Raw genomic sequence first — 26,682 nt, 5'->3', positions numbered from 1 at the left:
GAAGCGGCCTTTTTCTTCTGGCGGCGGGCAATGCCCCTACACGCGTTGCGTACAATGGGCGCACCCCATTTTGACGAGGCGCGCATGGCCCGCATTGTCCCCGACGACTGGAAGAGTCTCGCCGCCACGGGCGCTGCCTCGCGCGAGCGCGAAACGCTGGCGCTGCTCGAAGAAGCGCTGCCGCGCGAGTACACGGTCTATCACGGCGTGCACTGGACACGGTTGCACGAAGGCTTTTCGGTGTTCGGCGAGGCGGACTTCGTGATCGTCAGTCCGGCGGGGCGGGTGATGATCGTCGAGCAGAAAACGGGCTTCCTGCGCGAGACGCCGAAAGGGCTGGTCAAGGTCTACATGCAGACCGAGCGCAATGTCGCGATTGCGCTCGCGCGCACGATCGAAGGGCTGCACCGGCGCTTCACGGCGGCGTTCGGCGCGGGCACGTATTTCATCGAAGAACTGCTGTACTGTCCGGATCACATCGTCAAGGACGCGGCAATCTCAGGCGTGAACCCGGCGCGCATCGTCGACGCGACGCGCAAGGACAAGCTCGTCAGCATCATCCGCGAGGCGCTGCCCGAGGACGAGCCGCGTCTGCCGTGCGCGTCGAAGATTCATCATTTCCTCGCCGACGAACTGGCGCTCGCGCCCGACGCGAGCGCGCTGGTCGGCCAAGCGGGCACGCTCGTCACCCGGCTCGCGGGCGGCCTGGCCACATGGGCGCGGCGGCTCGAATTCGCGCCGTTCCGGCTGCGCGTGATCGGCACGGCGGGCTCCGGCAAGACGCAACTCGCGGTGCAGGTGATGAGAGACGCCGTCGCGCGCGGCGCGCGTCCGTTGTATGTGTGCTTCAACCGGCCGCTTGCGGATCACATTGCGCGTGTCGCGCCGCCCGAGGCGAAGGTCGCGAACTATCACCAGTTGTGCGACGAGATCGTGCGGGATAGCGGCCGCGCGCCGGATTTCCAGAGCAGCGACGTGTTCGAGCAACTCGAAAGCGCATTCGCCGACACGCCGATCGACGCGCGCTTCCAGTACGACGTGCTGATCGTCGACGAAGGCCAGGACTTCCAGCAGCCGTGGGTGCCCGCGCTCGAACGGCTGCTGAAGCCGGGCGGTGCATGGTGGTGGCTCGAAGACCCGCTGCAGAACCTGTATATGCGCGAGAGCGTCGCGTTGCCCGGCTGGACGGTGCTGCGCGAATCGACCAACTATCGCAGCCCGCGCGACATCCTCGACTATCTGCGCGGCGTGGTCGGTGCAACGGTGCCGCTGGCGGCGGGCCTCGCGGCGGGCAGTCCGTTCGACGGCTCCGATATTTCGCTGTCCACCTACGACGAAACCCAGCTGCCCGAAAGCTGTATCGACGCGACCAAGCGCGCGATCACCCAGGCGCTGGCGCTTGGCTTTCGCAAGCAGGACATCGCGGTGCTGTCGTTTCGCGGACGCGAAGGCTCGGTGCTGTGGCCGCTCGATCATCTCGGCCCGCACCGGCTGCGCAGCTTCACGGGTAAATACGATCTGTTCGGCAATCCCGCGTATCGGGAAGGCGATGTGCTGCTCGACTCGATCTACCGCTTCAAGGGGCAGTCGGCGCCGTGCGTGATCCTGAGCGAGGTAGATTTCGACGCGTTCGACGAGCGCAACGCGCGCAAGCTCTTCGTCGGCGCGACCCGCGCGACGATGAAGTTGATCGTCGTCGCGTCGCAGCGTGCCGCGCGGCATCTGCAACTTGGGGACACGAAGGAGCAGGCGGACTGAGGAATCGCTAGCGCGGCGGCGCGGGAAAGCTCAGCGCCGCGAGCGTGGCGCGCCTCGGAAATCTCAGCGCCAGGCCGACGCGCTGATCAGCGTGCCTGTGTGCTTGAGCGCGTCCCACCAGATCACGCGCAGCAGCGGCGCGAGCTTCGCGATGAGGAGCGCCTGCACGGGATCGCTTTCGATGAAATGCGTGACGCCGCAGCTCAACGCCGCGGCCGCCTTGTGCGCGGCGGCACCTTCAGGCGTTTCGTCATGCGCGTCGGGCGTGCGCATCACCAGTTCGAGATGACCGAAACCGTGCCGTTCGAGCCACGCGCGCGTGCGCTCCAGGTCGGCGTGCGGCCGGCCCGTGATGACCGCGCGCACTTTCTGCAGATCGACGTCGGGCAAGACCTCGTACGGCAACAGCGCGTCGCGCTCGTTCAAAGCGGCGGCGAGATCTTCGTCATACCGTGACAGTGGCACGTCGGGCAGCAGGATGCCGTCCAGATCGATCGCATAGGTCGCGTATTCGTGGTCATCCGCCATTTTCCCGGCCGAACCGGACTCGACTTTCAGCCAGTCGTCGCGATAGTCGTCCGTATAGGCCTGGCGTTCCCACGGGAACAGCGCGAAGAAGCCCGACGCGTCGTTCGCGAAGTCCGGGCGGATGCGGCTGATTTCGTCGAAGGCGGCCGTCAGCGTCTTGACTATCAGGCCGTGCTGTTCGAGAAACGCAATGCAATCGACCAGCGTGAAGCCACGGCCCGCGATGTCCTCGCACAGCAGCACCTTCGAGCCGGGCGGCGGCAGTGGCTGGGCCGAGTCCCACGTGACGTGGCGCGCCCTGCGGTCATAGCTGAGAAACGCGACAGGCACGCCGATCGCATGCGAAGCCATCAACGCGAGCGGTGCGCCGCCCCGTAGAATGCCGACAGCGGCTGCGAAGCGCTCTTCGAGCAGTGTGGGCTGCAACGATTCGATCCAGTGGTCGAGCTGTTCGTAGGTCAACGGTAGAACCGGCTTTTTCATGACGGATGTTGCGCTTGTGGTGGGCCGGATGAACGTGCGTCGGCGAAGCGGCTTTTTTTGAGATGGAGCCGATATTATGCACGCCATGTAAAGATTCTGTGTCGGGGCAGGTCCGGCCGCGCTGTAGTTATCGTCTGATGACGTTGTCAGGCACAATGCGGGCACGACTAACAACAAGACCACACTAGAGGGACCTGAAAGTGCACTACAAGAAATGCGGCGGGTTGCGTGCGTTCGCGCTGATGTCCGCGCTGGTCACCGCGCTGCTCACCGTCTTCGCGCTGGCGTTCGCTTCGTTCGGAGCGTCGGCCGCGCCGCTGACGACCACGCTCGCGCTCGACGTCAAAGGCAAGATAGCGAAGACCAACGACGACGATCACACCGTTTTTCACTTTTCCGAAGCCCAGTTGCTCGCGCTGCCCGTCCATAGCATTTCGACATCGACGACATGGACGGCAAAATCCACCTTCACGGGGCCGCTGCTCGCGGATATCCTGAAGACCGTGGGCGCGTACGGCGATCAGATCGAAATCCATACGCTGGATGACTACACGTACACCGTTCCCGTGTCGGACACGAGCCGTTATGGCGTGATCGTCGCGTACAGCATGAACGGCAAGCGCCTGCAGGTCAGCGACTTCGGGCCGCTGTTTCTCATCTATCCGCGCGACCAGTTTCCCGGCGAGCTGGCGGGGGCGTCGGCGGACGCGAAATTCGTATGGCAGATCAAGGCTCTCATCGTCAAATAGGACGGCGCCCACTGCGCCGTGTGGTGCTCGTCGTCATCTGGATCGCCGCGCTCGCGGCGCCGACTGCGGCGATCAGCTATCTGCTGTACTCGGCCCTTCTCAATCCGCGCGCCACCCAGCAGCTGACGGGCACCTACGACGGCTTCTACTGGGACGCCGCGCAACTCCAGATCGCCTACGCGCGGCTCGAAAGCCAGCTGCTGCAATACGAGACGGGCGTCGATAGCGACTATCAGCGGCTCACGCTGCATTTCCAGGTGCTGCAATCGAAGCTGCGCGTGATGGCTGGCTCGACGCAGCGCATGGCCGCGCAGACAGAAGCCGTGCAGCGCCAGCAGGAAGAGATCGTGCGGCTCTCGGAGATGCTGGTCGCGATGCAGCCTTCGCTCGACGCGCTGCCTGATTCGCCCGCGCTCGCGTCGCGGATGGTCGACGAACTGCGCAAGCACTGGAAGGAAGTCAACGATCTCGCGCTGAGCCGGCGCTACGTCGACCTGCAGGACCGCGAGGCGATGAATTCGGATTTCATCGCAAAGCGCCAGATGCTGTTCGCGGGCGGGCTGGTGCTGCTGTTGCTGTCGGCGGCGGCGACCACGCTGCTGGTGATGAACGGCCGGCGCCGCACCAAGCTGATTCTGCAGCAGCACGCCGCGCTCGATGCCGAGCATCAGGCCAGCCGCGCCGCGCGCGAGGCGAGCCTCGCCAAGGACGCGTTCCTCGGCATGATCAGCCATGAGCTCCGCACGCCGCTGCACGCGATCGTCTCGTCGATCGAACTGCTCGGCTTCAACTTTCACTCCGACGCAGACCGCAAGGTGATCCAGCGGCTGGAGACGGCCGCACGCCATCTCGAAGCGCAGATGAAGGATCTGACCGACTACGCGCGCCTCGGCGCCGGCAAGCTCGAATTGCGCAACGAGCATTTCGATCCGCGTGAGCTGCTAACGTCGATCGTTGACGAGCACGAGCCGTTCGCGCGGGCGAAGGGTCTCGTGTTCGAAGGTAGCGCGAGCGGCCGGGTGGGGCTCGTCGATTCCGACCCGCACCGCATCCGGCAGATCGTCAACAACCTCGTGACCAATGGGATTCGCTACACGGAGCGTGGCACCGTCACGCTGCATTTCGACCAGCGCGACGACGCGCTGGCCATCGTCGTCACCGACACGGGCGCGGGCGTGCCGGACAAGCAGATTCCGCTGATCTTCAAGGAGTTCACGCAGCTCGACGCATCGCGCACGCGCCGCTTCGAAGGCGCGGGGATGGGGCTTGCGATCGTGCAAGGTCTCGTCGATCTGTTCGGCGGGACGATCGATGTCGACAGCGAAGTCGGCAAGGGCACGCGCTTCACAGTGACGATTCCCGTGAAGCCGGTCGCCACGCCCGCCGGCGCGTCCGTCGTGCCGCATACGGCTCACGGCGAAGGACGCCCGCAGGTGCTGATCGTCGACGACAACCAGCTGATTCGCGAGTCGCTGTGCGAAATGCTCGAACACATGGGGTGCGATGCGGCCGCCGTCGCCAATGCCGACGATGCGCACGCATGGCTCGCCGCGCGGCAGTGCGATCTGGTGCTGCTCGATCTGCACATGCCCGACAAGGACGGGTACGCGTTCATGACCGAATATGCGGAGAAGGTGGAAGGGGCGGGCGAGATGGTGCGCACGCCCGTGATTGCGGTGAGCGCCTATGCGCCCGATGGCAGCGTGCGCGCGGAGGCGGATCTGTTCTTCGATAGCCTGACCAAGCCCGTTCACTACGAGGTGCTGCGCGACGCCGTGCAGCGCGCGCTGGCGGCGCGGCACGGGGCGTCCGTCGCGGGCTGACGAGCGAGCCCGCGCTTAAGTCGCGCGCTTAAGCCAGTAACTTATGCGCGGCTTAGACGCTTCGACAGATCGGCGACGAGAATCGCCATGCGCGCCGGTTTCTCGTAACAGGCCACATCGTAGTTGCGCACGATGTCGCTGATTTCCGACTCGCTCGCCTTGCCCGTCAGCAGTTCGCCCGTCAGTACGAAAATGGGTGCATCCGGATTCTCCGACGCGCGCACGGCGCGGATCGCTTCCGCCGACGTCTGCGGGCCGAACAGCCAGTCGATCACCACGCCGTCGAACACCTGCGTCTGCAGCGTCTCGGCGAACGCCGCGAGGCCATAAATCGCGATGGCCGCGAAGCCGCTGCGTTCGAGATAGTCGCGCAGATTGTCGGCGGACGCCTGGTCGTCGTCGACGACGGCGATCAGCGGCTTGTCGGTTTCGGCGCGGCGCGGATAAATCTCGATCTTGTGGACTTCATACGCGTTCTGATAGAGCGCGCCGTCGTGCCGCACGACGCGCCACTGATCGAGCTTCGACCACGCGATGAATTCCGGCCGGCTGCCCGCTTCGATCGGCGCGCCGATCCACGCGGTACACGCGAGCTCGATTCCGCCGATCGCGAACACGGCTTCCTGCGCGGTGGCGCCGACCATGCCGGGGTCGAGCGATTGCGCGCCGAACAGCTGCGCCGCCGGCTCGCCGAAAACCTCGGCGACCTTCTTGATCTGCGAGAGCGTCCACGGGCTATTGCCGCGCAGCTTGCGGTGACCTTGCGAAAAACTCAAATCAAGGATCCGGCAAAGCTCGCTGGTTTGCTGACGCTTGCCGATGCCGTGACGGCTCATCAACTCGCGCACGCGTTCGGCGACGGCAAGCGAGTCGGTTGAGGTGGCTTCGTTGGACATGCGCGAAGAGTGTGTCGGTATAAATAGTTGTATATGACGCGGCGTCGTGGCGGCAGCGCGGTGCCGCGTGGCACGCCGGGTGGGCGTGCTGCCCTCGCAGGACCGCAACTGTACCGCAAGACTTCGGGCGCGCCTGGTGTCGCGCCATATCCGCATTGATCGAGCTTTTTTCGACGAACCCGCCGATTCTAATGAGTTCGACCGCCTCACGCGAATGAGGCGGTGTTCGAACCATGCAAAGCCTGTCTATTTTAGCGGTGAAATATATGCAAATCGCATGAAATTAATCGGTAAGGCTTGGGACTTTGCGCGTTTTTTGCGGCGGATCATTAGCCCGAAGGGCGATTGGGCTGGCGCGGGCGCTCGTGATGGCCGCTTTTCTGACCGGGATTGCGGCGCGCGGGCGGGCCTGAGAAGATGCTGTCCCTCGACACGGCCTCGGCGCCATTTCTTTCTCGCATTCCCGATGACGACCACCTATCCGCTGCACGCCAACCTGAGCCCGGCCGACACGCCGTTTCCCGATCAAGCCGACGTCGTGATTGCGGGCGCGGGCATCATGGGCTGCGCGGCGGCGTACTACCTTGCGCGCCGGGGCGTGAAGGCGGTGGTGCTGGACAAGTCGCGCATCGCGGGCCAGCAGTCGACGCGCGCGTGGGGTTTCGTTCGCCAGCAGGGCCGCGAGGCCGCCGAAGTGCCGCTGATGATGGCGGGCATGCGTATCTGGGAGCAGCTTGAACGCGAGCTGGATTTCGATCTCGAATGGCGGCAGGGCGGCTGTCTCTACGTGGCGAACAAAGAAGAAGACTGGACGTCGTTCCAGCAATGGATGGATGTCGCGAAGCAATATGGGCTGGATACGCGCGTGCTCGACCGCGCGCAGATCGACCAGCACGTGCGCGGCATGCAGGGCAAGGTGCTGGGCGGTCTGTACACGCCGACCGACGGCCAGGCCGAGCCGCGTCGCGCGGCGGCCGCATTCGCGGCGCGGGCTATCGAAGCGGGCGCGCGGTTTTTCGAGGGTTGTGGCGTGGTTGCGATCGAACGGGCGGCGGGCGCCGTGACGGGCGTCGTCACCGAGCGCGGCACGATCCGCACGCGGCAGGTGATTTGCGCCGCGGGCGCGAGTAGCTGGCGGTTGCTCGATACGCTGGGGATTGTTTTGCCGCAGCAGGCGGTGCGTGGTACCTGCATGCGGACGAATCCGCTGCCTGCGATTACGGCTTCCACGTTCTGGGGGCATGGGCTTGGGATTCGCCAGCGTGCGAATGGCGCGATCAATCTCGCTGATGATATGCAGGTTGATGTCGATATGACGTTGGGGCATTTTCGGGCGCTCAAGTGGTTCTTGCCCGAGCTTTGGGCGCAGCGCGAGAAGTTCAGCTTTCATCTGAATGGCGCGTTTGTGCGTGATTTACGCGAGCGCGTGCCGGGCTTTTTGTCTGCTGACGAGCGTGTGTTGCATCCGCGGGATCCGAATCCGCAGCCGAATCGTTCGCATGCGCCGCGGGCGTTGCAGAAGCTGCGGGCGTTGTTTCCGGCTTTGAAGGATGCGCAGGTGGTTGAGTCGTGGGCCGGGTTGATCGATGTGTTGCCCGATGGGATTCCAGTGCTCGATGCTGCTTCTCAGGCGCAGGGCCTGTTGGTCGCTACCGGATTTTGTGGGCATGGCTTCGCCATGGGGCCTATTGTTGGGCGGCTTATGGCTGAATGGATCGTTGATGGGCGGCCGTCGCTTGATCTTTCTGCGTTTCGGTTGCAGAGGTTTTTTGATGGGACTATGCAGAGGCCTCGAAGCATGCTGTGAGTTTTTTTGTCTGCGACGCTGGGTGGTTTGGTTTGGCTTTTCGCTGGCATCCGCGTTATGGTGTTTGCCGTTCACGCGTCGCCCCTGTGCGGGGCGGCACCTACTTTTCTTTGCCGCCGCAAAGAAAAGTAGGCAAAAGAAAGCGGCTAACACCGTCAGTTCTAGTTCTTGCCTGAGGGCCCCCAACCGGTCCTACGCTTCACACGGCAACCACGTGACTCATGTTTGTCGCCAACGCTTCGAATGAGCGCCTCACCCACTTCAAGCACCCGCTCAAGGGCTGGCGGCAGCGAATGGTTTGTGCCGCCCAGGTGGCAAACTGTGTGTAGGTTGTCGCACCGTACAGGTTAGTGCTCTTACCAGAACCACCGAGCTTGGTGCGCGTATGGCGCGAAAGCCTACACACAGTTTGCCACCTGGGCGGCGGAGGAATATCTGGCACGGCATGCCGCAACGCGGGTGCATGAAGCGGGTGAGGCGTACAGAGAGAGCGTTGGCAACGCAGGCGAGCAGATACCTTGCCGCGTGAAGCGTGGGACCGTTTGGGGGCCCTCAGGCGAGAAGAAATGTTGGCGGTGTTAGCCGCTTTCTTTTGCCTACTTTTCTTTGCGGCGGCAAAGAAAAGTAGGTGCCGCCCCGCACAGGGGCGACGCTTGAACGGCAAACACCATAACGCGGATGCCCGCGCAAACTCCAAAAAACCAAACCGCCTGCGCCACGAAGCCAAACCGCGGATGCCAGCAAAAACACAAGCAAACCACACCAGCGTCCGCAGACAAAAAAAACCTACTTAGGCGCTATATCCCTCCGCACTCGCCTGATGTGCTGCTCGACATAAAACGCAGCCGCGTCGGCATCACCATCAACAATGGCCTCATAGATCAACCGATGCTCAGAAACATAAAGCCTGATCCGCCCAGGATCATGAATCCCATCATCCTTTAGCCGTTTCCACAAAGGCTGATCCATAGCCTTAGCCACTTCGTCGGCGATCTTGACGAGCAGGGCATCGCCCGTCATCACAGCAAGCTGCCGATGAAACAAACGATCGCTATCGTTCCATAGCGCGCGCTGCACGGCATCGGAGACATCGTCGATCGAATCCATCTGCGCAAGGTAGTGCTCGGCAAGCTCGTCACGCTGCGCATTGGCGGCTGCGCGGCGCGCGATGGCAGGCTCCAGGATCAAACGGACATCGAGCGCCGACGTGGGGCTGAAATCTGCATCACCCGACACCTCGCCAGAAGCCGGCGCCGCCGCCAACCGCTGCAACGCGTCCGCGCAGACGTAAGTGCCCGAATTGCGCCGCGTAACGACCAAACCCTCGTTCTGCAACGCGCCCAGCGCCTCCCGCACAGCGGGCCGTCCAACGCCAAACCGCGCGGCGAGATCGCGCTCCGAGGGCAACCGCGCTTCAGGCGCGAACTGACCGCTGCGAATGTCGCCGCGCATGCGCTCCGCGACCTGCTCGTAAATCTGCTTCGGGCGAAACGCGCGTTCCAGTGCGAATGAGGTCGAGGCCATGGATGGATACCGTGCGACAGATGACAATGTGATACGTGCCGAATTCAAACCAGTTTGATGGATAAATTTTGAAACTGGTTGATCGTCAACCAAAGCTGGTCTACATTTCGATCCAGTATAAGACAAAGACGATGGAGCGAGACGATATGTTGGACAGGCAACGGCCCGAAGCTTTCTTGCGAGGAACGAACGCATCATGAAGCTGAATCGCATGATCAGCACGGTCGAAGTGCATACGGGCGGCGAGCCGTTCCGCATCGTCACGAGCGGGCTGCCGAAGATGCCCGGCAAGACCATCGTCGAGCGGCGCGCGTGGCTCAAAGAGCACGCCGATCATCTGCGCCGCGCGCTGATGCTGGAGCCGCGCGGCCACGCCGACATGTACGGCGGCTATCTGACCGATCCCGTCACGGAAGGCGCGGACTTCGGCATCATCTTCGTTCACAACGAGGGCTATAGCGACCATTGCGGCCACGGCGTGATCGCGCTGGCGACAACGGCCGTCTCGCTCGGCTGGGTCGAGCGCACAGAGCCGGAAACGCGCGTCGGCATCGATGCGCCTTGCGGCTTCATCGAAGCGTTCGTCAAATGGGACGGCGATCACGCAGGCAGCGTGCGCTTCGTCAACGTGCCGTCGTTCATCTGGCAGCGCGACGTGAGCGTCGAGACGCCCAGCTTCGGCACCGTGCGCGGCGATATCGCGTTCGGCGGCGCGTTTTACTTCTACACATCGGGTGAACCGTTCGGACTCGATGTGCGCGAAGACCACGTGGACCGGCTGATCCAGTTCGGCGCCGAAGTGAAGCGCGCGGCGAATGAAGCATTCAAGGTCGAACATCCGCATATTCCCGAGATCAATCACATCTACGGCACGATCATCGACAACGCGCCGCGCCACGCGGGCTCGACGCAAGCCAACTGCTGCGTGTTCGCCGACCGCGAAGTGGACCGCTCGCCGACGGGTTCGGGCACGGCGGGGCGCGTCGCGCAACTGTATCTGCGCGGGCAACTGCGCAAGGACGAGACGCTCGTCAACGAGTCGATAATCGGCACGGTGTTTCGTGGGCGTGTGTTGTCCGAGACGAAGCTCGACCGCTTCGATGCCGTGATTCCCGAGATCGAAGGCGACGCGCATATTTGCGGTTTCGCGAACTGGCTCGTCGATGAGCGCGATCCGCTGACGTATGGTTTTCTGGTGCGCTGAACGCGCAAGGAGCAGCCCCGATATGAGCAGCACGCCGATTTTCGACGCCGCCGGCACGGCACGCCTGATTCCGTTTCGCGCGCTCGTCGACGCGCTGAAGACAGCCGCCGCCGACTACGCAGCCGGGCGCGTCGTGAGCCCCGAGCGGCTCGTCGTGCCGCTGAACGACAACGGCATCATGCTCTCGATGCCCGCCGCGGCATCCGATCTCGCGATACACAAACTCGTCAACGTCTGTCCGCGTAACGGCGAGCGCGCACTGCCGACCATCCACGGCCAGGTGATGGCGTTCGACCCGGACACGGGCAAGACGCTGTTCATTCTCGACGGGCCGACCGTCACGGGACGCCGCACGGCCGCGATGACGATGCTCGGCATCGAGACACTTTCCCGCGACGCACCGAAAGACATTCTGCTGATCGGCACGGGCACGCAGTCCGCGAGCCATCTGCGGGCGATCGGCGAGTTGTATCCGGAGGCGCGCGTGCGCGTGCGTGGCACATCGGCGGCGCGTGCGCAGGCGTTCTGCGACGCACTGCGCGGCACGGTGCGCGATCTGCAAGTCCTGAGCGATGCGACGATTCCCGATTCCGTCGACACCGTCGTCGCGCTGACGACGAGCCGCCAGGCTGTCTACGACGAAGCGCCGCGCGCGGGACGGCTCGTGATCGGCGTCGGCGCGTTCACGCCGCAGATGTGCGAGATCGGCGCGCGCACGCTCGCGGGTAGCACGCTGTATGTCGACGATCTCGCGGGCGCGAAGCACGAAGCGGGGGACTTCATCCAGGCGGGCATCGACTGGTCGACGGTGACGGGCATCAAGGACGCGCTGGCGAGCCAGCCATCGTTCGATACGCCCATCGTCTTCAAGACCGTCGGCTGCGCGGCGTGGGATCTGGCGGCGGGGCGTGTTGCGCGGGGAGCGCTGGGCGCGGGTTGAGACCTCGCACGTCCTTTGTCGCCGCAGACCGCGTGTAAAGGCGAAGCGGAACGAACGTGCGTGCCGTGTCACGACAGTAAGCGTGCAAACAATCCTAAAACGTTGCAACATAGTCGTCTCGCGCAAACCTGCCCGATTTCAGCGCTGCCTGAAAGGTTGGTCCGGACGGGCTTGCGTTTTTCCCAGCAGTTAATTTTTGCGACCGCGCTATGACGACTTCCACCGCTCCTGCTTCGCCGGACCGCCCGCTCGACATGATCATTTTCGGCGGCGCCGGCGACCTGTCAGCCCGCAAGCTGCTGCCCGCGCTGTACATGGCGCACACGCACGGCAATCTGCCCGCCGAAACGCGCATTCTCGCGATCGGCCGCCGTGAATGGGTGCGTGACGATTATCTGAAATGGATGGACGAGCAGAGCCGTCCGTTCATCGAATCCGGTGCGTATGAATCGGGCGCATGGGACCGCTTCCTGTCGCTGTTCGAATACGTGCGCGTCAATGTCGACCAGGCCGCCGATTACGAGCGCCTTGCCGAGGCATCGCGCCCGAATGCGCTGCGCGTGTTCTATCTGTCGACGTCGCCGGAACTGTTCACGACGATTTGCGACAACCTCTCGTCGCACGGTCTGCTCGACGAGTATTCGCGCGTCGTGCTGGAAAAACCGCTGGGTCACGATCTGGCGTCCGCACAGGCGATCAACGATTCTGTCGGCAAGCATTTCTCCGAGCATCAGATCTACCGGATCGACCACTACCTCGGCAAGGAGACGGTGCAGAACCTGATGGTGCTGCGCTTCGGCAATGCGATCTTCGGGCCGCTGTGGCAGGCGCCGTATATCCGCAGCGTGCAGATCACGGTGGCGGAGTCGGTCGGCGTGGGCACGCGCGCGGGCTTCTACGACCATACGGGCGCGATGCGCGACATGGTGCAGAACCACTTGCTGCAACTGCTGTGTATCGTCGCGATGGAGCCGCCCGTTTCGCTCGACGCCGATGCCGTGCGCGACGAGAAGCTGAAGGTGCTGCGTTCGCTGCGTCCGATGACGGCCGAAGACATCTCGCGCGATACGGTGCGTGGACAGTACACGGCGGGCGCTGTCGGCGGCGAGCCGGTGAAGGGTTATCTGGAAGAAGCGAACGTGCCCGCCGATAGCCGCGCGGAAACCTTTGTCGCGTTGCGCGCGCATATCAACAACTGGCGCTGGGCGAACGTGCCGTTCTATCTGCGCACGGGCAAACGGATGGCGAAGAAGCTGTCGGAGATCGTGATCGAGTTCGCGGATCTGCCGTTTTCGATCATGCCGAATAGTCCTTGTGGTCCGCGTAATTGTGGGAACCGGTTGGTGATCCAGTTGCAGCCGAATGAGTCGATCCAGTTGCAGATGCTTGCCAAGGAGCCGGGTAGTGGGATGCGGACGTTGCCCGTCAATCTGAATCTCGATCTGGAGCAGGCGTTCACGAGCCGTCGCGCGGAAGCGTATGAGCGTCTGTTGATCGACGTCGTGCGCGGCAGGCTCACTCACTTCATGCGCCGCGATGAACTGGAAGCGGCATGGACGTGGGTCGATCCGATCATCGAAGCGTGGAAGCGTAATGGCGACAAGCCGAGGGGCTATACGGCAGGGACGTTCGGGCCGGGGGCTTCGACGGCGATGATGGCGCGGGATAATATGGTTTGGTCGGAGGAGTCGTAAGATAACGAAGGCGGACCACGGGTCCGCCTTTTTGTTTTCAGCGTTCTCGCGCGATTATCGAAAATAAGGAAAAAGCGCAGCGCGTTTCTGACTAAATGTGCCAATGTCACTTTTGACGCACTTTTACATAAGTAGCGGTAACTGTCGGTTATCCTCGTTGAAGCTGTCGTGTCGTGACATTCAAAGGAAGCCGAATCATGTTGAAAGTGACGCTTAACAAGTTCGCGTGTTTTTTCGTTTCCGTTGGCGCGCATGTCGAGCAACGTAGCCGGACCGCTTGCCCGGTGAGTTTGTAATGCAGAGGCTTGCCGTTGCAGGCGACCGCACCACGACGGGCGGTCACATCATCCGTGGCACTTCGACTGTCTTCGATGAAAAGCAACGTCCGTATGCGCTGAAAGGCGATCTGGCGACATGCGGAAACTGCAATGGCGGTTTCCCGGTATACGGTTCCGCGAATGATTGCCTGGTCGATGGCCGCCCGATGGTCAAACATCTGGACCGGGTGATGTGTCCTTGTGGGAAGAACGTTGTGCTCGCGAGTGCAGCATCGACGTTTCTCTTTACGAGTGGAGGCGAAGCGGCGATTTCAGTGGCTGAATCTGCGAAACAGGAAAACGCCAAGGCCATCTTCTGGTTTCTGGTGAGCGATGCCACAACGGGAGAGGGATTGGCGAATCAAAAATTCATCGCGAATGTCGCGGGTATCCGGCGAACTGGAGTGACTGACGAAAACGGGTACGCGATGATCGAAACGAATGGCGAACAATCGGTCGATGTTCACGCCATCTATACCTCGCCAAAACGCCTTTTGAGGCATAACGAAGAGAACTGATGCCGCGATGGATTACAACGTTGAACATTGGACTTCGGCCTGCTCCGCTATCGGGAGCACGAAAGATCAAGCTGTTGAAATCAAGGTTAATAACCGCGCGGCTACGCGACAAGCCATCATCAATCTCATTCAGGTCCGAGGCTTGAATTTTGTCACACGATCGGACTGGGCGGCCCACAAGAACCGCTCGGAACGGATGATTGATGATTGGAATTACAGCAAAATCGCAATACACCACGCCGGACGAAGTTTTTCATGCGGACCCGCCGCGCTGCAGTTGCAGGAAATCCAGGAAATGCAGATGGGAAAACGTGCTGCGGCAATGGACGACATCGGCTATCACTACGCGCTTGACTGCTTCGGCAACGTATTCGAAGGGCGCGACATTCGGTTCAAGGGCGAGAGTGTTCATAACTACAATACGGGGGTAATTGGCATCGTATTGCTTGAAAATCTGTCGGCACCTTATGAAGGCAATGATGGCGTCGCGGCGATTCGTACCTTGCTGGATCGCGTTGGTTTCATTCAGCGTCCAAAAATAGTTGAGCGGCAACAACGAGCGTTGCGGACACTCATCGACATATTGAGCGAGTTCTTCTTCATCGAAACACTCGGCGGGCATCGCGAGTTTCCCGGGCAATTGGGCGAAGGTAAAATTTGTCCCGGTAGCGTTGGTTTGGCGCTGGTTCAGGAGTTGCGGCGCGCAACAGGACTGAACGCGCCATGAAGATGCAGCGGGTGTATTTGCCGTGCGTCTTCATCGTGGGAATCTGCGCGCTCGTAATTGCAAAGACGGGTTACGTTCGATCGTATCTGGATGACGAAGTACAAACTACGTTTTTCATAAAGCGTCACCCCACATTAATAATGGAATTCTACGATCCATTTGCCAATGAAGGTGATGACAAGCCGATCGATCAATTATCAATTTCTGAAAGATCGCGTTTTGCCGAGTATTGCAAATATCGATTGGGTATCGACAATAACAGTACTCAGGCACTTGAAAAATGTAAGGCGCTAAAGCCTGGATACTTACAATAAGCACAGTTTGCGGACAGCGTGTCAAGCGTGTTCTATGGGGAGCGTGCCACCCTCAAAACACATCCACCCTCCCCGGAAACGTCTCCTCATAAGCGACCGACGCATCTCCCTCAACCGGCGTTCCCCCGCGCTGCTCTCTAAACATCACAGGCGGCATCCCAAACTCCTTCCTGAACTCGCGCCCCAGGTGCGACGCATCAGAAAACCCGCAACTCGACGCAATATCCGCCACCGTCCGATCCGAACTCGTCAACAGCCACGCCGCCGTTCTCAACCGAACCTGCTTCGCAAACGCCTGCGGACTTTTCCCCGTCTCTGCCTTGAACAACCGCTCCAGTTGCCGAGGCGACAAATCCAGCTTGCAAGCCAGCTCCTCCAGCGGCAACGTACGCCCGACATGTTGCTCCATCAACAAAATCGCGCGCTTGACCTTCGGATGCGTCGCCGGCTCCAGCCCAGGCGGATGCGGCTGCGGCGCGTTCCCTTTCTGCATTTCGCCGACCAGCAGAATCCGCAGCGCCTTCTGCACGGTCGCCGTCTCGAAATGACGCAGCAGAATCGCCGCTGCCACATCGATCGAAGCCCGTCCGCCCGAGCACGTAATCCGTCGACGGTCGATCACGAACAGCCGGTCCGCGATCAGCGCATCCGAATTGACGGAAGGAAAGCGCTCGACGAAATCCCAGTAGTGAAACCAGCTCACGCAAATCCGGTGCTCGTCGAGCACGCCCGCGCGCATCAGCGCGAACACGCCCGTGCAGATGCCGACCAGCGTCGTACTTCCGCGCGCGGCGGCTCGAATGAACTGCAAGGTCTCGTCGTTCGCCTGCGGCCCCGAATGCAACAGTCCGCCGACGACGACCACATAGTCGAACGGCTCCGCGTCGGCGAAGGTTTCCCAAGGCGTGATCTGGATGCCGCAACTCGCGCGCACGGGCGCGAGCGTGTCGCCGATCACGCTCCACGAGCAGCGTACGGGCTTGCTGTAATCGCCTTCGTCGGCGGATAGGCGCAGCATGTCGACGAAGCCGGAAAACGCCGTCAGCGTGAAGTTCGGCAGCAGGATGATGCCGAAGCGGATGCGCTCTTTGGGCAGCGCATCGATGGAAGTCAACGGTAGCGAATCAACGATGGTCATGGCGCGATGGCGCAGTGGTCCGGCAGGTTCAATCGACTGATAACAAAAACGCGAAACCCAAACGCGCCCGCACGCGGGATAACCCTAGCGTCGCCGATTCGCGCTTGCGGCTCTTGTCCTTTTCCGACACCGACTTGCGCAGATGCGAAGCGCGTTCATCCCCACGTGGCTTGGGCTCCGGCACGCTCGTCCCGGGCCCGGACTTGCGTTTTTCCGTCACTGAGTTGCAGAGAAACGAAGTCCAGGCGCCATCTGGCGTCGCCATCCCACGTCGATGCCGTTTTTGTTCTATCGGCGGATTTTACGCTTTGGTGTACTGGCGTCACTGCGGAGTCCACGCGTTTCCGCCCACCTACCTGAGCAAGGTTTCCATGAACGTCAGCGTTTTCGACCTGTTCAAGATCGGCATCGGCCCATCGAGTTCGCACACAGTCGGCCCGATGATCGCCGCCTGCCGCTTCGCTTCCCATATCGAGGATGCGAACCTGCTCGCATTCGTGCGCCGCGTGAAAGTCGAGCTGTACGGCTCGCTCGGCGCGACGGGCAAGGGCCACGGCACCGACAAGGCCGCGTTGCTCGGCCTCGAAGGCCATCTGCCCGACACCATCGATCCCGACCTGATCGAACCGCGCCTGGTCGATATCCGCAAGGGCAAGCGCCTGTCGCTGCTCGGCAAGCACGAGATCGACTTCGACGAAAAAGAGCACATTGCCTTCTTCCGGCGCTTGATGAGCGGAACGGGTAGCGTCGTGCATCCGAACGGCATGCGCTTTCAGGCCTTCGACGAGAACGGCCAGCTGCTGGTCGAAAAAGAGTATTACTCGGTCGGCGGCGGCTTCGTCGTGAATCGCGAAGGCGATCGCGTCAACGGCGTGCGCGCGGGCGGTGAAGTGCCGTATCCGTTCCGCACCGGCGACGACCTGATGCGCGTGTGCCGCGAAAGCGGCCTGTCCATCGCGCAGGTGACGTTCGCCAACGAATGCGCGTCGCGCGCCCCGGAAGACGTGCGCGAAGGCCTGCTGACGATCTGGCGCACGATGGCCGCGTGCGTCGAGCGCGGCTGCAAGATGCACGGCGAACTGCCCGGCCCGATGCGCGTGAAGCGCCGCGCCGCCGATCTCACCGTGCAACTGCGCACGCGTTCGGAAGAGTCGCTGCGCGATCCGCTGTCGATGCTCGACTGGGTCAACCTGTATGCGATGGCCGTCAACGAAGAGAACGCTGCCGGCGGCCGCGTCGTCACCGCGCCGACCAACGGCGCAGCGGGCGTGATTCCCGCCGTGCTGCACTACTACGTGAAGTTCGTGCCGGGCTCGAACGAAAGCGGCATCGTCGATTTCCTTTTGACGGCGGCCGCCATCGGCATCATCTACAAGGAAACGGCGTCGATCTCGGGCGCGGAAGTGGGCTGCCAGGGCGAAGTGGGCGTCGCGTGCTCGATGGCGGCGGCGGCGCTCGCGGCCGTGATGGGCGGCACGCCGTCGCAAGTCGAGAACGCCGCCGAAATCGGCATGGAACACAACCTCGGCATGACGTGCGACCCCGTCGGCGGCCTCGTGCAGATTCCGTGCATCGAGCGCAACGCGATGGGCGCGGTCAAGGCGCTGAACGCATCGCGCATGGCGCTCAAGGGCGACGGCCAGCACTACGTGACGCTCGACAACGTCATCAAGACGATGCGCGAAACGGGTGCCGATATGAAAACGAAATACAAGGAGACGTCGCGCGGCGGTTTGGCCGTGAACGTCATCGAATGCTAATGGTAACGCGCAACGAGGGGTCTGCAAGATGAGCCGCTATTCGATATTCAGTCTGTTCCGCAACGGGTTGTCGTATCACGAGAACTGGGAGCGACAGTGGAGGAGCCCGGAGCCGAAGAAGGAATACGACGTCGTGATCGTCGGCGGCGGCGGGCATGGTCTTGCGACCGCGTATTACCTTGCCAAGGAACACGGCGTGAAGAACGTCGCGATTCTGGAGAAGGGCTGGATCGGCGGCGGCAACACGGCGCGTAACACGACGATCGTGCGTTCGAACTATCTGTGGGACGAATCGGCGGCGCTGTACGAGAAGGCGATGAAGCTGTGGGAAGGCTTGTCGCAAGACCTGAACTACAACGTGATGTTCTCGCAGCGCGGCGTGCTGAATCTCGCACACACACTGCAGGACGTGCGCGACACCGAGCGCCGCGTGAACGCGAACCGCTTGAACGGCGTCGATGCAGAATTCCTCACGCCCGAGCAGATCAAGGAAATCGAGCCGACTATCAACCTGAATAGCCGTTATCCCGTGCTCGGCGCATCGATTCAACGTCGTGCGGGCGTCGCGCGTCACGATGCCGTTGCGTGGGGCTTCGCACGCGGTGCGGATCAGGCGGGCGTCGACATCATCCAGAACTGCCAGGTGACGGGCATTCGCCGCGACGGCGGCCGCGTGACGGGCGTCGATACGGTGAAGGGTTTCATCAAGGCGAAGAAGGTCGCGGTCGTCGCAGCAGGCAACACGACGACGCTCGCCGATATGGCGGGTATCCGTCTGCCGCTCGAAAGCCATCCGTTGCAGGCGCTTGTTTCGGAGCCGATCAAACCCGTCGTCAACACGGTGATCATGTCGAACGCGGTGCACGCGTACATCAGTCAGTCCGACAAGGGCGATCTCGTGATCGGCGCGGGCGTCGACCAGTACACGGGCTTTGGGCAGCGCGGCAGTTTCCACATTATCGAAGGCACTTTGCAGGCGATCGTCGAAATGTTCCCGGTGTTCTCGCGCGTGCGGATGAACCGCCAGTGGGGTGGCATCGTCGACGTGTCTCCGGATGCATGCCCGATCATCAGCAAGACCGACGTGAAGGGTCTGTACTTCAACTGCGGCTGGGGCACGGGCGGCTTCAAGGCGACGCCGGGCTCGGGCTGGGTGTTCGCGCACACGATCGCCAACGACGAACCGCATCCGCTGAACGCGGCGTTCTCGCTGGACCGTTTCTATTCCGGCCATCTGATCGACGAACACGGCGCGGCTGCCGTGGCCCACTAAACGCACGCACGCTGAGAGAGACAATCATGCTGACAATCGAATGCCCATGGTGCGGGCCGCGCGCCGAATCCGAATTTAGCTGCGGCGGTGAAGCTGACATTGCACGTCCGCTCGACACCGACAAGCTCACTGACAGGGAATGGGGCGAGTACCTGTTCATGCGCAAGAACCCGCGTGGCGTGCATCGGGAGCAATGGCTGCACACGCAGGGCTGCCGCCGCTGGTTCATGGCGACGCGCGATACCGTCTCGTATCAGATCCAGGGTTACGAGACCTTCAAGACAGGCAATACGTCCAGCGACGCACAAGGGGGCAACAAGCAATGAGCCAGAACAACCGCCTCGGCGCCGGTGGGCGCATCAACCGCGCGATTCCGCTGACCTTCACGTTCAACGGACGCACGTATCAGGGCTTTCAGGGCGACACGCTCGCCTCGGCACTGCTCGCGAACGGCGTGCACTTCGTCGCGCGCAGTTTCAAGTATCACCGCCCGCGTGGCATCGTCACGGCTGATGTGGCTGAACCGAATGCCGTCGTGCAACTGGAGCGCGGCGCGTACACGGTGCCGAATGCGCGCGCGACGGAAATCGAGCTGTATCAGGGGCTGGTTGCGAATAGCGTGAATGCCGAGCCGAATCTCGAGCATGACCGCATGGCGATCAACCAGAAATTCGCGCGCTTCATGCCCGCGGGCTTCTACTACAAGACGTTCATGTGGCCGGCGAAGTTCTGGCCGAAGTATGAAGAGAAGATTCGCGAAGCAGCGGGTCTGGGCAAGTCGCCCGAAGTGCTCGACGCCGATCGCTACGACAAGTGCTACGCGCATTGCGACGTGCTGGTGGTCGGCGGCGGCCCGACGGGTCTCGCTGCGGCGCACGCGGCGGCCGTGAGCGGCGCGCGCGTGATTCTCGTCGACGATCAGCGCGAACTCGGCGGTAGTCTGCTGTCGGGCAAGACGGAGATCGACGGACGCGCGGCGTTGAGCTGGGTCGAGAAGATCGAAGCGGAACTGTCGCGCATGCCCGATGTGACGATCCTGTCGCGCAGCACGGCGTTCGGCTATCAGGACCACAACCTCGTCACGGTGACGCAGCGTCTGACGGATCATCTGCCCGTGTCGATGCGAAAGGGCACGCGCGAACTGCTGTGGAAGATCCGCGCCAAGCGCGTGATTCTCGCGACGGGCGCGCACGAGCGTCCCATCGTGTTCGGCAACAACGATCTGCCGGGCGTGATGATGGCGTCGGCGGTCTCGACGTACATCCATCGCTTTGGCGTGTTGCCGGGCCGCAATGCCGTCGTGTTCACGAACAACGACGCGGGCTACCAGTGCGCGCTCGACATGAAAGCGTGCGGCGCGAGCGTGACGGTCGTCGATCCGCGTGCCCAGGGCAGCGGCGCATTGCAGGCAGCGGCGCGGCGTCATGGCGTGAAGATCATCAACAACGCGGCCGTGATGACGGCGCATGGCAAGCTGCACGTCACGTCGGTCGAAGTGGTCGCGTATGCGAACGGCAAGACGGGCGCGAAGCAGGCGGACCTCCCGTGCGATCTCGTCGCGATGTCGGGCGGTTATAGCCCTGTGCTGCATCTGTTCGCGCAATCGGGCGGCAAGGCGCACTGGAACGACACGAAGGTGTGCTTCGTGCCGGGCAAGGGCATGCAGCCGGAAACGAGCATCGGCGCGGCAGGGGGCGAATTCAGCCTCGCGCGCGGTCTGCGTCTTGCTGTCGATGCGGGCGTCGAAGCAGTGAAGTCGATCGGATACGCCGTGACGCGTCCGCAAGTGCCGCAGGCCGCAGAAGTCGTCGAGTCGCCGTTGCAGCCGCTGTGGCTGGTCGGCAGCCGCGCGGAAGCGGCGCGCGGCGCGAAGCAGTTCGTCGATTTCCAGAACGACGTGTCGGCGGCAGACATTCTGCTGGCTGCGCGCGAAGGCTTCGAATCCGTCGAGCACGTGAAGCGCTACACGGCGATGGGCTTCGGCACCGATCAGGGCAAGCTCGGCAACATCAACGGCATGGCGATTCTTGCCGATGCGCTCGGCAAGACGATTCCCGAAACGGGCACGACGACGTTCCGTCCGAACTACACGCCCGTGACTTTTGGCACGTTCGCAGGCCGCGAACTCGGCGATCTGCTCGATCCGATCCGCAAGACGGCCGTGCACGAATGGCACGTCGAGAACGGCGCAATGTTCGAGGACGTCGGCAACTGGAAGCGTCCCTGGTACTTTCCGAAGAGCGGCGAAGATCTGCATGCGGCCGTGAAGCGCGAATGCCTCGCGGTGCGCAACAGCGTCGGCATTCTCGATGCGTCGACGCTCGGCAAGATCGACATTCAGGGGCCTGACGCAGCGAAGCTGCTGAACTGGATGTACACGAATCCGTGGAGCAAGCTCGAAGTCGGCAAGTGCCGCTATGGCCTGATGCTCGATGAAAACGGCATGGTGTTCGATGACGGCGTGACCGTGCGCCTCGCCGATCAGCACTTCATGATGACGACCACGACGGGCGGCGCGGCGCGAGTGCTGACGTGGATGGAACGCTGGCTGCAGACGGAATGGCCGGACATGAAGGTGCGCCTCGCGTCCGTCACCGATCACTGGGCGACGTTCGCCGTCGTCGGTCCGAAGAGCCGCAAGGTCGTGCAGAAGATTTGCAGCGATATCGACTTCGCCAACGAGGCGTTCCCGTTCATGTCGTATCGCAACGGTACTGTCGCAGGCGTGAAGGCGCGCGTGATGCGGATCAGCTTCTCGGGCGAGCTTGCCTACGAAGTGAACGTGCCGGCGAACATGGGCCGCGCGGTGTGGGAAGCGCTGATGGCCGCGGGCGCCGAGTTCGACATCACGCCGTACGGCACGGAAACGATGCACGTGCTGCGCGCGGAGAAGGGCTACATCATCGTCGGCCAGGATACGGATGGTTCGGTTACACCGCACGATCTCGGAATGGGCGGACTGGTCGCGAAGACGAAGGACTTCCTCGGACGTCGTTCACTGGCGCGCTCGGATACCGCGAAGGATGGGCGCAAGCAGTTCGTTGGCCTGCTCACCGACGATCCGCAGCTGGTGCTTCCCGAGGGCAGCCAGATCGTCGCCGGTCCGTTCCAGGGCGATACGGCGCCGATGCTTGGGCACGTGACGTCGAGCTACTACAGCCCGATTCTGAATCGTTCGATCGCGCTCGCCGTGGTCAAGGGCGGCCTGAACAAGATGGGGCAAAACGTGACGATTCCGCTGGCGAGCGGCAAGCAGATCGCCGCGAAGATCGCCAGCCCCGTTTTCTACGACACCGAAGGAGTGCGTCAACATGTGGAATGAAGCTAGGAACAATGCACCGGGCGCAACATCGGCTGTCGCGAACCGGGTGGCGGGACAACCGTGGCAGGAGTCACCGCTCGCTGGTGTGGGCGAACTGGTGAAGAAGCATGTGGCCGTGCCGTCGAAGAAATTTCATCTGCGCGAGAAGGCGTTTTGCGATCTCGTGAGTCTGCGTGGCGATGTGGGTGATGCCGGGTTTCTCAGCGCAGTCGAAAGCGTGACGGGTTGCCGTCCGCCGGCGAAGCCCAATACCGTTGCGCGCGGCAATGGCTATGACGTGCTGTGGCTCGGGCCCGATGAATGGCTCGTGCGATCGCAGCAACCTCAGGCGCCTGTTGCCGAGGATAAGCTGGTCGAAGCGCTGCAAGGGCAGTTTGCTTCGGCAGTGGATATCGGCAGCGGCTGGACGGTGCTCGAAGTGAGCGGCGAGAAGGTGCGTGACGTGATTGCGCGGGGCTGTCCGCTGGATCTGCATCCTCGCATTCTTGCGCCGGGGCAGTGCGCGCAGAGTCATTACTTCAAGGCGTCGATCGTGCTCGTGCCTGTTGCGGATGATGCGTATGAGATCGTCGTGCGCCGTAGCTTCGCCGATTACTTCGTTCGTATCATGCTCGATGCGGCTGAGCCGCTGCTGTCGTGAAGCCGTTCGAGGAGCCGTTGGCGGCTTATGTGCGTGCTTCTTCTGATGTGCGTGGCGCCGCTAGAGGCAAGGGCTGGCGTGTGTTTATCGATGAGCTAGTCGTGGCGACGCGAATTGGTATTCATGCGCATGAGCATCTTGCGGCGCAGCCGGTTGTGATCGATGCGAGTCTCTCTTATCGCTGCGAGCCTTCGGAGGAGGGCTTGCACGCGATGATCGACTATGAGCGGTATTGCAATCGCGTGAGTGAGTTTCTTTCTACGAAGCCGCATACGCGGATGCTGGAGACGCTTGCTGTTGAGATTGCTCTGCTTTCGTTTGCCGAGTGGCCTGCGCTTGAGGCTATTACGCTGGCATTGCATAAGCCTAAGATTCGTGAGGGCACGAGGCGGATTGGGGTTGAGCTGGACTGGACGCGGGGCGATTTCGAGGCGCATCGCGCTGGTTCTGTTTTGCGCTGAGCCGTTGATATGTCGCGTGCGCAAACGTCCGAACTGGTCAAGCGTGCGTATGCGGCTGGAGACGCCGATGCCGCCGTCGCGCTGCTCGATCAGAGTATTGCGCTTGGGCATCGGCGGATTGCTTTGATTCGGTATTTGCAGGCGCAGTATCTTGAGGCGGCGCTCGATGCCAGGCATCATAAGTATGTGCGGGATGTTGCTGCACGGATGAGTCCGGATGCCTTGGCCAGAGTTGTGGGGGAGGCGCGGGTGAGAAGAGGGCGTCAAAGCCTGGATGAACACGACGAGTGCCCGGGTTGACCTGAACCCGGGCGTCGCGCCCCACACGATCACGCATTCGAAACCGCCGATACTGAGATGCCCGTGATGTCAAAGTCGATGCGAATGTCTTTGTCGGCGGCGAATGAATAGCATGACAAGCCAAGTCGTGAGAGCGGCGAATACCCAACACGCCGCGATCAGGCATAACAGGCCAAGGGTTTGAATGTCCTCGGGATTGTCCAGTTTGTCAAAGCCGCTGATAGCTATCCAGCGACGGATGAAGTGGTACAGGAACACCGGCATCTCGAACGGAAACGATGTGGCGATGCACGCCAGCAACCAGCCGCCAGCACAGGTACAGGCGAAAAAGATTGTGATAGACAGCAGTCGTCTCACCAGACCTCCAGTCTGCCGTACGCGCGGAATGCCGCGCCCGGCACGGGAAGCTCGGGCGGCCGCGCGCGAATATATCGCGCGAGCGATTCAAAGTCGGGCGGATACAGGACGGTTACGCAACCGTGGCTCAGACCGAGCGGACCTCTGGGGTGCAGCCGGAACGAACCTCGTTTGATTCCATTGATGTTCGTCGTGTCGCCGCCGCTCGGATTCCAGAGCATGAACCATTTGGAGCGGTCTGTCGTACCGATTCCGTGTTCGCCGGCCCAATCGTATAACCATCCCATCATCCCACCCGACTGCCGGTCGACAATGTAGTAGGTCCCGCGCGGCAAAGGGCCGACATCTTGCATTGCAGTTGCATCCGGATTGTCACGCCCACGCCCCGCACCTGAAAATGCTTTGACCGTGCCGTATCCGGAACAGTAGAGATCCGATGTGTCCTGATTATTGAGTGAGAACGTACAGTGCACGGGCATTGCGTCGTCTCCCTCAAAGCAGGTTCCATGCATCTTTGAACTTCAGATTTCCGTCGAGATAACACCACGTGATTTCCTCGTAACGGAATTCCACAGCTTCAAAGTGATTGTGGTGGACTGAAGTCTGCTCCTTGATATTAAGTAATTTCGGTGTGACCGAGACGACCTTCACCTGTCGCAGGAAGATGTTGAAGTACTCTTCTTCGCGCCCTGCATCGTTGATGCGATACCACTTGAGTTCGGCTGATTGCAAGGTCGCACCACGTGCGATTGCCATGTAGAGCAGCGGTGAAGAACGATCAAGCTCCTTTTCTATGGTTAGCGGGCGGTGCGTCCGCCCGCCAATCAGCTTGCCGGTCGAGTGATCGGTATCTGCGTGCATGCCATGCGTGAGGCTCAGTACTTCGATGCTTCCTTCACGTCCAGCTACCCGACTCGATCCGCGGATTTCCGCCCCGCGTTCATCTTTCAGCCATAGATGCAATGGGATTGCCATAGAGCCGATCTCCTTCTTTTTTATTGGAGATCAGGCTTTTAGCATCGAGTGGAGAACGGATTGAAAAAAAGTGTTGCGAAGTACAGGGCGCCGTCACGCTGCATGCAACCCGCCTCGCATCAACATCCTCACCCGCGACATATCTGCCTGAACATGCCCTTGATGCTCAAACAACGCTGAAAGCCAATCAACAAACGCCCTGACTCGCGGCGAGACGCGTCGCCCTTTCACATAAGCCACCGAAACGGGCATCGGCACAGGCTTCCACTGCGGCAGCACTTCCCGCAACAAGCCTTGATCCAACAAAGCCTGCGCAGCAATCCTCGCTGGCTGAATCAACCCAAGCCCTTGCAGTCCGCAGGTCAGGTAAGCATGTTCATCGCTGACTTTGATAAATCCATCCACCTTAACAGTAAGAGGACTCCCCCCAACGTCAAAATCAAAGTCAACAGCACGCCCGGTAATCATCGACATGCAATTAACCGCGACATGCCCGGAAAGATCATCAAGACTCTCAGGCATCCCATATCGCTCAAGATAAGCCGGACTAGCACACGTCACGTGCTCCAGTGACCCAAGCCGCTTCGCAGCCAGCCCTGAATCCGGCAACTCACCAAGTTGAATACTGCAATCCACCGCCTCGCCGACAAGATCCACATTGCGATGACTCACACCAATCGCGAGATCAATACTCGGATAACGCTCATGAAAATCATCAAGCGCGGGCAGCACGATCGAAGTTGCCACAGCCCCAGGCATCTCCACCCGCAAACGCCCGCTGGGATTATCGAGCGTCTGACGCAGCGTCGCTTCCATCTCATCGATATCGGCGAGAATCTGCGCGCAGCGCTCGTAATACGCAGCGCCCTCGGGCGTGAGATTAAGACGCCGCGTCGTACGCACAAGCAACGTCGTGCCCAGCAGCGCTTCCAGGTTCTGAACAATCGTTGTTGCCGTCGCGCGCGGAATCTCGAGCGACTCGGCGGCGCGTGTAAAGCTATTGGTATCGACGATACGCATGAACGTGCGCATCGCCTGGATACGATCGATCACGGAACTCTCCAAAAACGGGACATTCCAGAAAAAGACAACGAGCGGAAAACACCACGGCACACCCCGTCCCGGTAGGGAGGCGCGCCGATACTGCACATGCAATGCTGATGCGAGGCGGGAA

24 protein-coding genes are annotated in these 26,682 nt (G+C 61.7%); 16 read left to right on the top strand and 8 right to left on the bottom strand.

Going from position 1 to position 26,682, the window contains the following annotated elements; all coding sequences use genetic code 11:
• Positions 1 to 84 precede the first annotated feature (84 nt).
• The gene (locus SB822_RS21715; RefSeq protein WP_410855612.1) at positions 85 to 1,758 is read left to right on the top strand and encodes an ATP-binding domain-containing protein; all 1,674 of its coding nucleotides are present in this window, start codon (positions 85 to 87) and stop codon (positions 1,756 to 1,758) included.
• Between the two features lie 63 nt (positions 1,759 to 1,821).
• Here SB822_RS21715 and SB822_RS21710 read toward each other — a convergent pair whose 3' ends face one another.
• Positions 1,822 to 2,769 (bottom strand): phosphoribosyltransferase, encoded by a 948-nt coding sequence (locus tag SB822_RS21710; RefSeq protein ID WP_079489117.1) that lies wholly within the window; start codon positions 2,767 to 2,769, stop codon positions 1,822 to 1,824.
• A gap of 200 nt (positions 2,770 to 2,969) precedes the next feature.
• Between SB822_RS21710 and SB822_RS21705 the strand changes: the two genes are divergently transcribed.
• Both SB822_RS21705 and SB822_RS21700 read left to right on the top strand, forming a co-directional pair.
• The gene (locus tag SB822_RS21705) at positions 2,970 to 3,518 is read left to right on the top strand and encodes a molybdopterin-dependent oxidoreductase (RefSeq protein WP_079489114.1); all 549 of its coding nucleotides are present in this window, start codon (positions 2,970 to 2,972) and stop codon (positions 3,516 to 3,518) included.
• A complete protein-coding gene (locus tag SB822_RS21700) occupies positions 3,488 to 5,341 on the top strand; it encodes a hybrid sensor histidine kinase/response regulator (protein ID WP_410855611.1) in 1,854 nt (617 codons plus the stop codon). The genes SB822_RS21705 and SB822_RS21700 overlap by 31 nt, the downstream gene beginning before the upstream one ends.
• A gap of 41 nt (positions 5,342 to 5,382) precedes the next feature.
• Here SB822_RS21700 and SB822_RS21695 read toward each other — a convergent pair whose 3' ends face one another.
• Positions 5,383 to 6,237, bottom strand: coding sequence for a helix-turn-helix domain-containing protein (locus SB822_RS21695; protein WP_007588675.1), 855 nt, complete (start codon positions 6,235 to 6,237; stop codon positions 5,383 to 5,385).
• A gap of 466 nt (positions 6,238 to 6,703) precedes the next feature.
• On the opposite strand from SB822_RS21695, the gene SB822_RS21690 reads away from it, so the two are divergent.
• Positions 6,704 to 8,044, top strand: coding sequence for an NAD(P)/FAD-dependent oxidoreductase (locus SB822_RS21690; RefSeq protein WP_410855610.1), 1,341 nt, complete (start codon positions 6,704 to 6,706; stop codon positions 8,042 to 8,044).
• Positions 8,045 to 8,830: 786 nt separating this feature from the next.
• On the opposite strand, the gene SB822_RS21685 is transcribed toward SB822_RS21690, so the two are convergent.
• Positions 8,831 to 9,568 (bottom strand): FadR/GntR family transcriptional regulator, encoded by a 738-nt coding sequence (locus SB822_RS21685; RefSeq protein WP_410855643.1) that lies wholly within the window; start codon positions 9,566 to 9,568, stop codon positions 8,831 to 8,833.
• A gap of 196 nt (positions 9,569 to 9,764) precedes the next feature.
• On the opposite strand from SB822_RS21685, the gene lhpH reads away from it, so the two are divergent.
• The 5 genes from lhpH (at position 9,765) to SB822_RS21660 (ending at position 14,968) form a co-directional block, all read left to right on the top strand.
• Positions 9,765 to 10,772 carry a trans-3-hydroxy-L-proline dehydratase gene (gene lhpH, locus SB822_RS21680; protein ID WP_410855609.1) on the top strand — a complete coding sequence of 336 codons (1,008 nt, stop codon included), beginning with the start codon at positions 9,765 to 9,767 and terminating at the stop codon, positions 10,770 to 10,772.
• Positions 10,773 to 10,794: 22 nt separating this feature from the next.
• Complete coding sequence (gene lhpI / locus SB822_RS21675) at positions 10,795 to 11,712, top strand: bifunctional Delta(1)-pyrroline-2-carboxylate/Delta(1)-piperideine-2-carboxylate reductase (protein WP_410855608.1); 918 nt, start codon at positions 10,795 to 10,797, stop codon at positions 11,710 to 11,712.
• A gap of 209 nt (positions 11,713 to 11,921) precedes the next feature.
• Positions 11,922 to 13,406 carry a glucose-6-phosphate dehydrogenase gene (gene zwf / locus SB822_RS21670; RefSeq protein ID WP_007734180.1) on the top strand — a complete coding sequence of 495 codons (1,485 nt, stop codon included), beginning with the start codon at positions 11,922 to 11,924 and terminating at the stop codon, positions 13,404 to 13,406.
• 295 nt (positions 13,407 to 13,701) lie between these two features.
• Positions 13,702 to 14,241, top strand: a complete 540-nt coding sequence (locus SB822_RS21665) for a PAAR domain-containing protein (RefSeq protein WP_410855607.1) — start codon at positions 13,702 to 13,704, stop codon at positions 14,239 to 14,241.
• A 7-nt stretch (positions 14,242 to 14,248) separates the two neighbouring features.
• On the top strand, positions 14,249 to 14,968 hold the full coding sequence (locus tag SB822_RS21660; protein ID WP_410855606.1) for an N-acetylmuramoyl-L-alanine amidase: 720 nt from the start codon (positions 14,249 to 14,251) through the stop codon (positions 14,966 to 14,968).
• Positions 14,969 to 15,334: 366 nt separating this feature from the next.
• Here SB822_RS21660 and SB822_RS21655 read toward each other — a convergent pair whose 3' ends face one another.
• Positions 15,335 to 16,420 (bottom strand): GlxA family transcriptional regulator, encoded by a 1,086-nt coding sequence (locus SB822_RS21655; protein ID WP_007734732.1) that lies wholly within the window; start codon positions 16,418 to 16,420, stop codon positions 15,335 to 15,337.
• A gap of 371 nt (positions 16,421 to 16,791) precedes the next feature.
• Between SB822_RS21655 and SB822_RS21650 the strand changes: the two genes are divergently transcribed.
• Genes SB822_RS21650 through SB822_RS21620 form a run of 7 tightly spaced genes read left to right on the top strand, consistent with a single transcriptional unit; the run spans position 16,792 to position 24,176 of the window.
• A complete protein-coding gene (locus SB822_RS21650; protein WP_410855605.1) occupies positions 16,792 to 18,180 on the top strand; it encodes an L-serine ammonia-lyase in 1,389 nt (462 codons plus the stop codon).
• A gap of 28 nt (positions 18,181 to 18,208) precedes the next feature.
• Complete coding sequence (locus SB822_RS21645) at positions 18,209 to 19,453, top strand: sarcosine oxidase subunit beta family protein (protein WP_007577905.1); 1,245 nt, start codon at positions 18,209 to 18,211, stop codon at positions 19,451 to 19,453.
• A gap of 26 nt (positions 19,454 to 19,479) precedes the next feature.
• Positions 19,480 to 19,779, top strand: coding sequence for a sarcosine oxidase subunit delta (locus SB822_RS21640; protein ID WP_007734729.1), 300 nt, complete (start codon positions 19,480 to 19,482; stop codon positions 19,777 to 19,779).
• Positions 19,776 to 22,775: a sarcosine oxidase subunit alpha family protein gene (locus SB822_RS21635; protein ID WP_410855604.1), complete on the top strand. Its 3,000-nt coding sequence runs from the start codon at positions 19,776 to 19,778 to the stop codon at positions 22,773 to 22,775. The genes SB822_RS21640 and SB822_RS21635 overlap by 4 nt, the downstream gene beginning before the upstream one ends.
• The gene (locus tag SB822_RS21630; RefSeq protein WP_410855603.1) at positions 22,765 to 23,415 is read left to right on the top strand and encodes a sarcosine oxidase subunit gamma; all 651 of its coding nucleotides are present in this window, start codon (positions 22,765 to 22,767) and stop codon (positions 23,413 to 23,415) included. The genes SB822_RS21635 and SB822_RS21630 overlap by 11 nt, the downstream gene beginning before the upstream one ends.
• The gene (locus SB822_RS21625) at positions 23,412 to 23,876 is read left to right on the top strand and encodes a dihydroneopterin aldolase (protein WP_410855602.1); all 465 of its coding nucleotides are present in this window, start codon (positions 23,412 to 23,414) and stop codon (positions 23,874 to 23,876) included. Before SB822_RS21630 ends, SB822_RS21625 begins: the two co-directional genes overlap by 4 nt.
• A 9-nt stretch (positions 23,877 to 23,885) precedes the next feature.
• The gene (locus SB822_RS21620; RefSeq protein WP_410855601.1) at positions 23,886 to 24,176 is read left to right on the top strand and encodes a hypothetical protein; all 291 of its coding nucleotides are present in this window, start codon (positions 23,886 to 23,888) and stop codon (positions 24,174 to 24,176) included.
• 69 nt (positions 24,177 to 24,245) lie between these two features.
• Here SB822_RS21620 and SB822_RS21615 read toward each other — a convergent pair whose 3' ends face one another.
• From SB822_RS21615 to SB822_RS21600, 4 genes are all read right to left on the bottom strand, one after another.
• Positions 24,246 to 24,533, bottom strand: coding sequence for a hypothetical protein (locus tag SB822_RS21615; protein ID WP_410855600.1), 288 nt, complete (start codon positions 24,531 to 24,533; stop codon positions 24,246 to 24,248).
• Positions 24,530 to 25,012 (bottom strand): DUF2778 domain-containing protein, encoded by a 483-nt coding sequence (locus tag SB822_RS21610; RefSeq protein ID WP_079489088.1) that lies wholly within the window; start codon positions 25,010 to 25,012, stop codon positions 24,530 to 24,532. The genes SB822_RS21615 and SB822_RS21610 overlap by 4 nt, the downstream gene beginning before the upstream one ends.
• 13 nt (positions 25,013 to 25,025) lie before the next feature.
• Entirely contained in the window at positions 25,026 to 25,508 is a 483-nt protein-coding gene (gene tssD / locus SB822_RS21605; RefSeq protein ID WP_410855599.1) for a type VI secretion system tube protein TssD, read from the bottom strand.
• A 93-nt stretch (positions 25,509 to 25,601) separates the two neighbouring features.
• Positions 25,602 to 26,561, bottom strand: coding sequence for a LysR family transcriptional regulator (locus SB822_RS21600; protein WP_410855598.1), 960 nt, complete (start codon positions 26,559 to 26,561; stop codon positions 25,602 to 25,604).
• Between the last annotated feature and the right edge of the window lie 121 nt (positions 26,562 to 26,682).

The sequence above is a fragment of the Paraburkholderia sp. SIMBA_054 genome (assembly GCF_046534875.1).
Taxonomy (GTDB): domain Bacteria; phylum Pseudomonadota; class Gammaproteobacteria; order Burkholderiales; family Burkholderiaceae; genus Paraburkholderia; species Paraburkholderia hospita.
The sequence above is the reverse complement of the archived record's forward strand: the minus strand, read 5'-3'. Positions and strand labels throughout refer to the sequence as shown.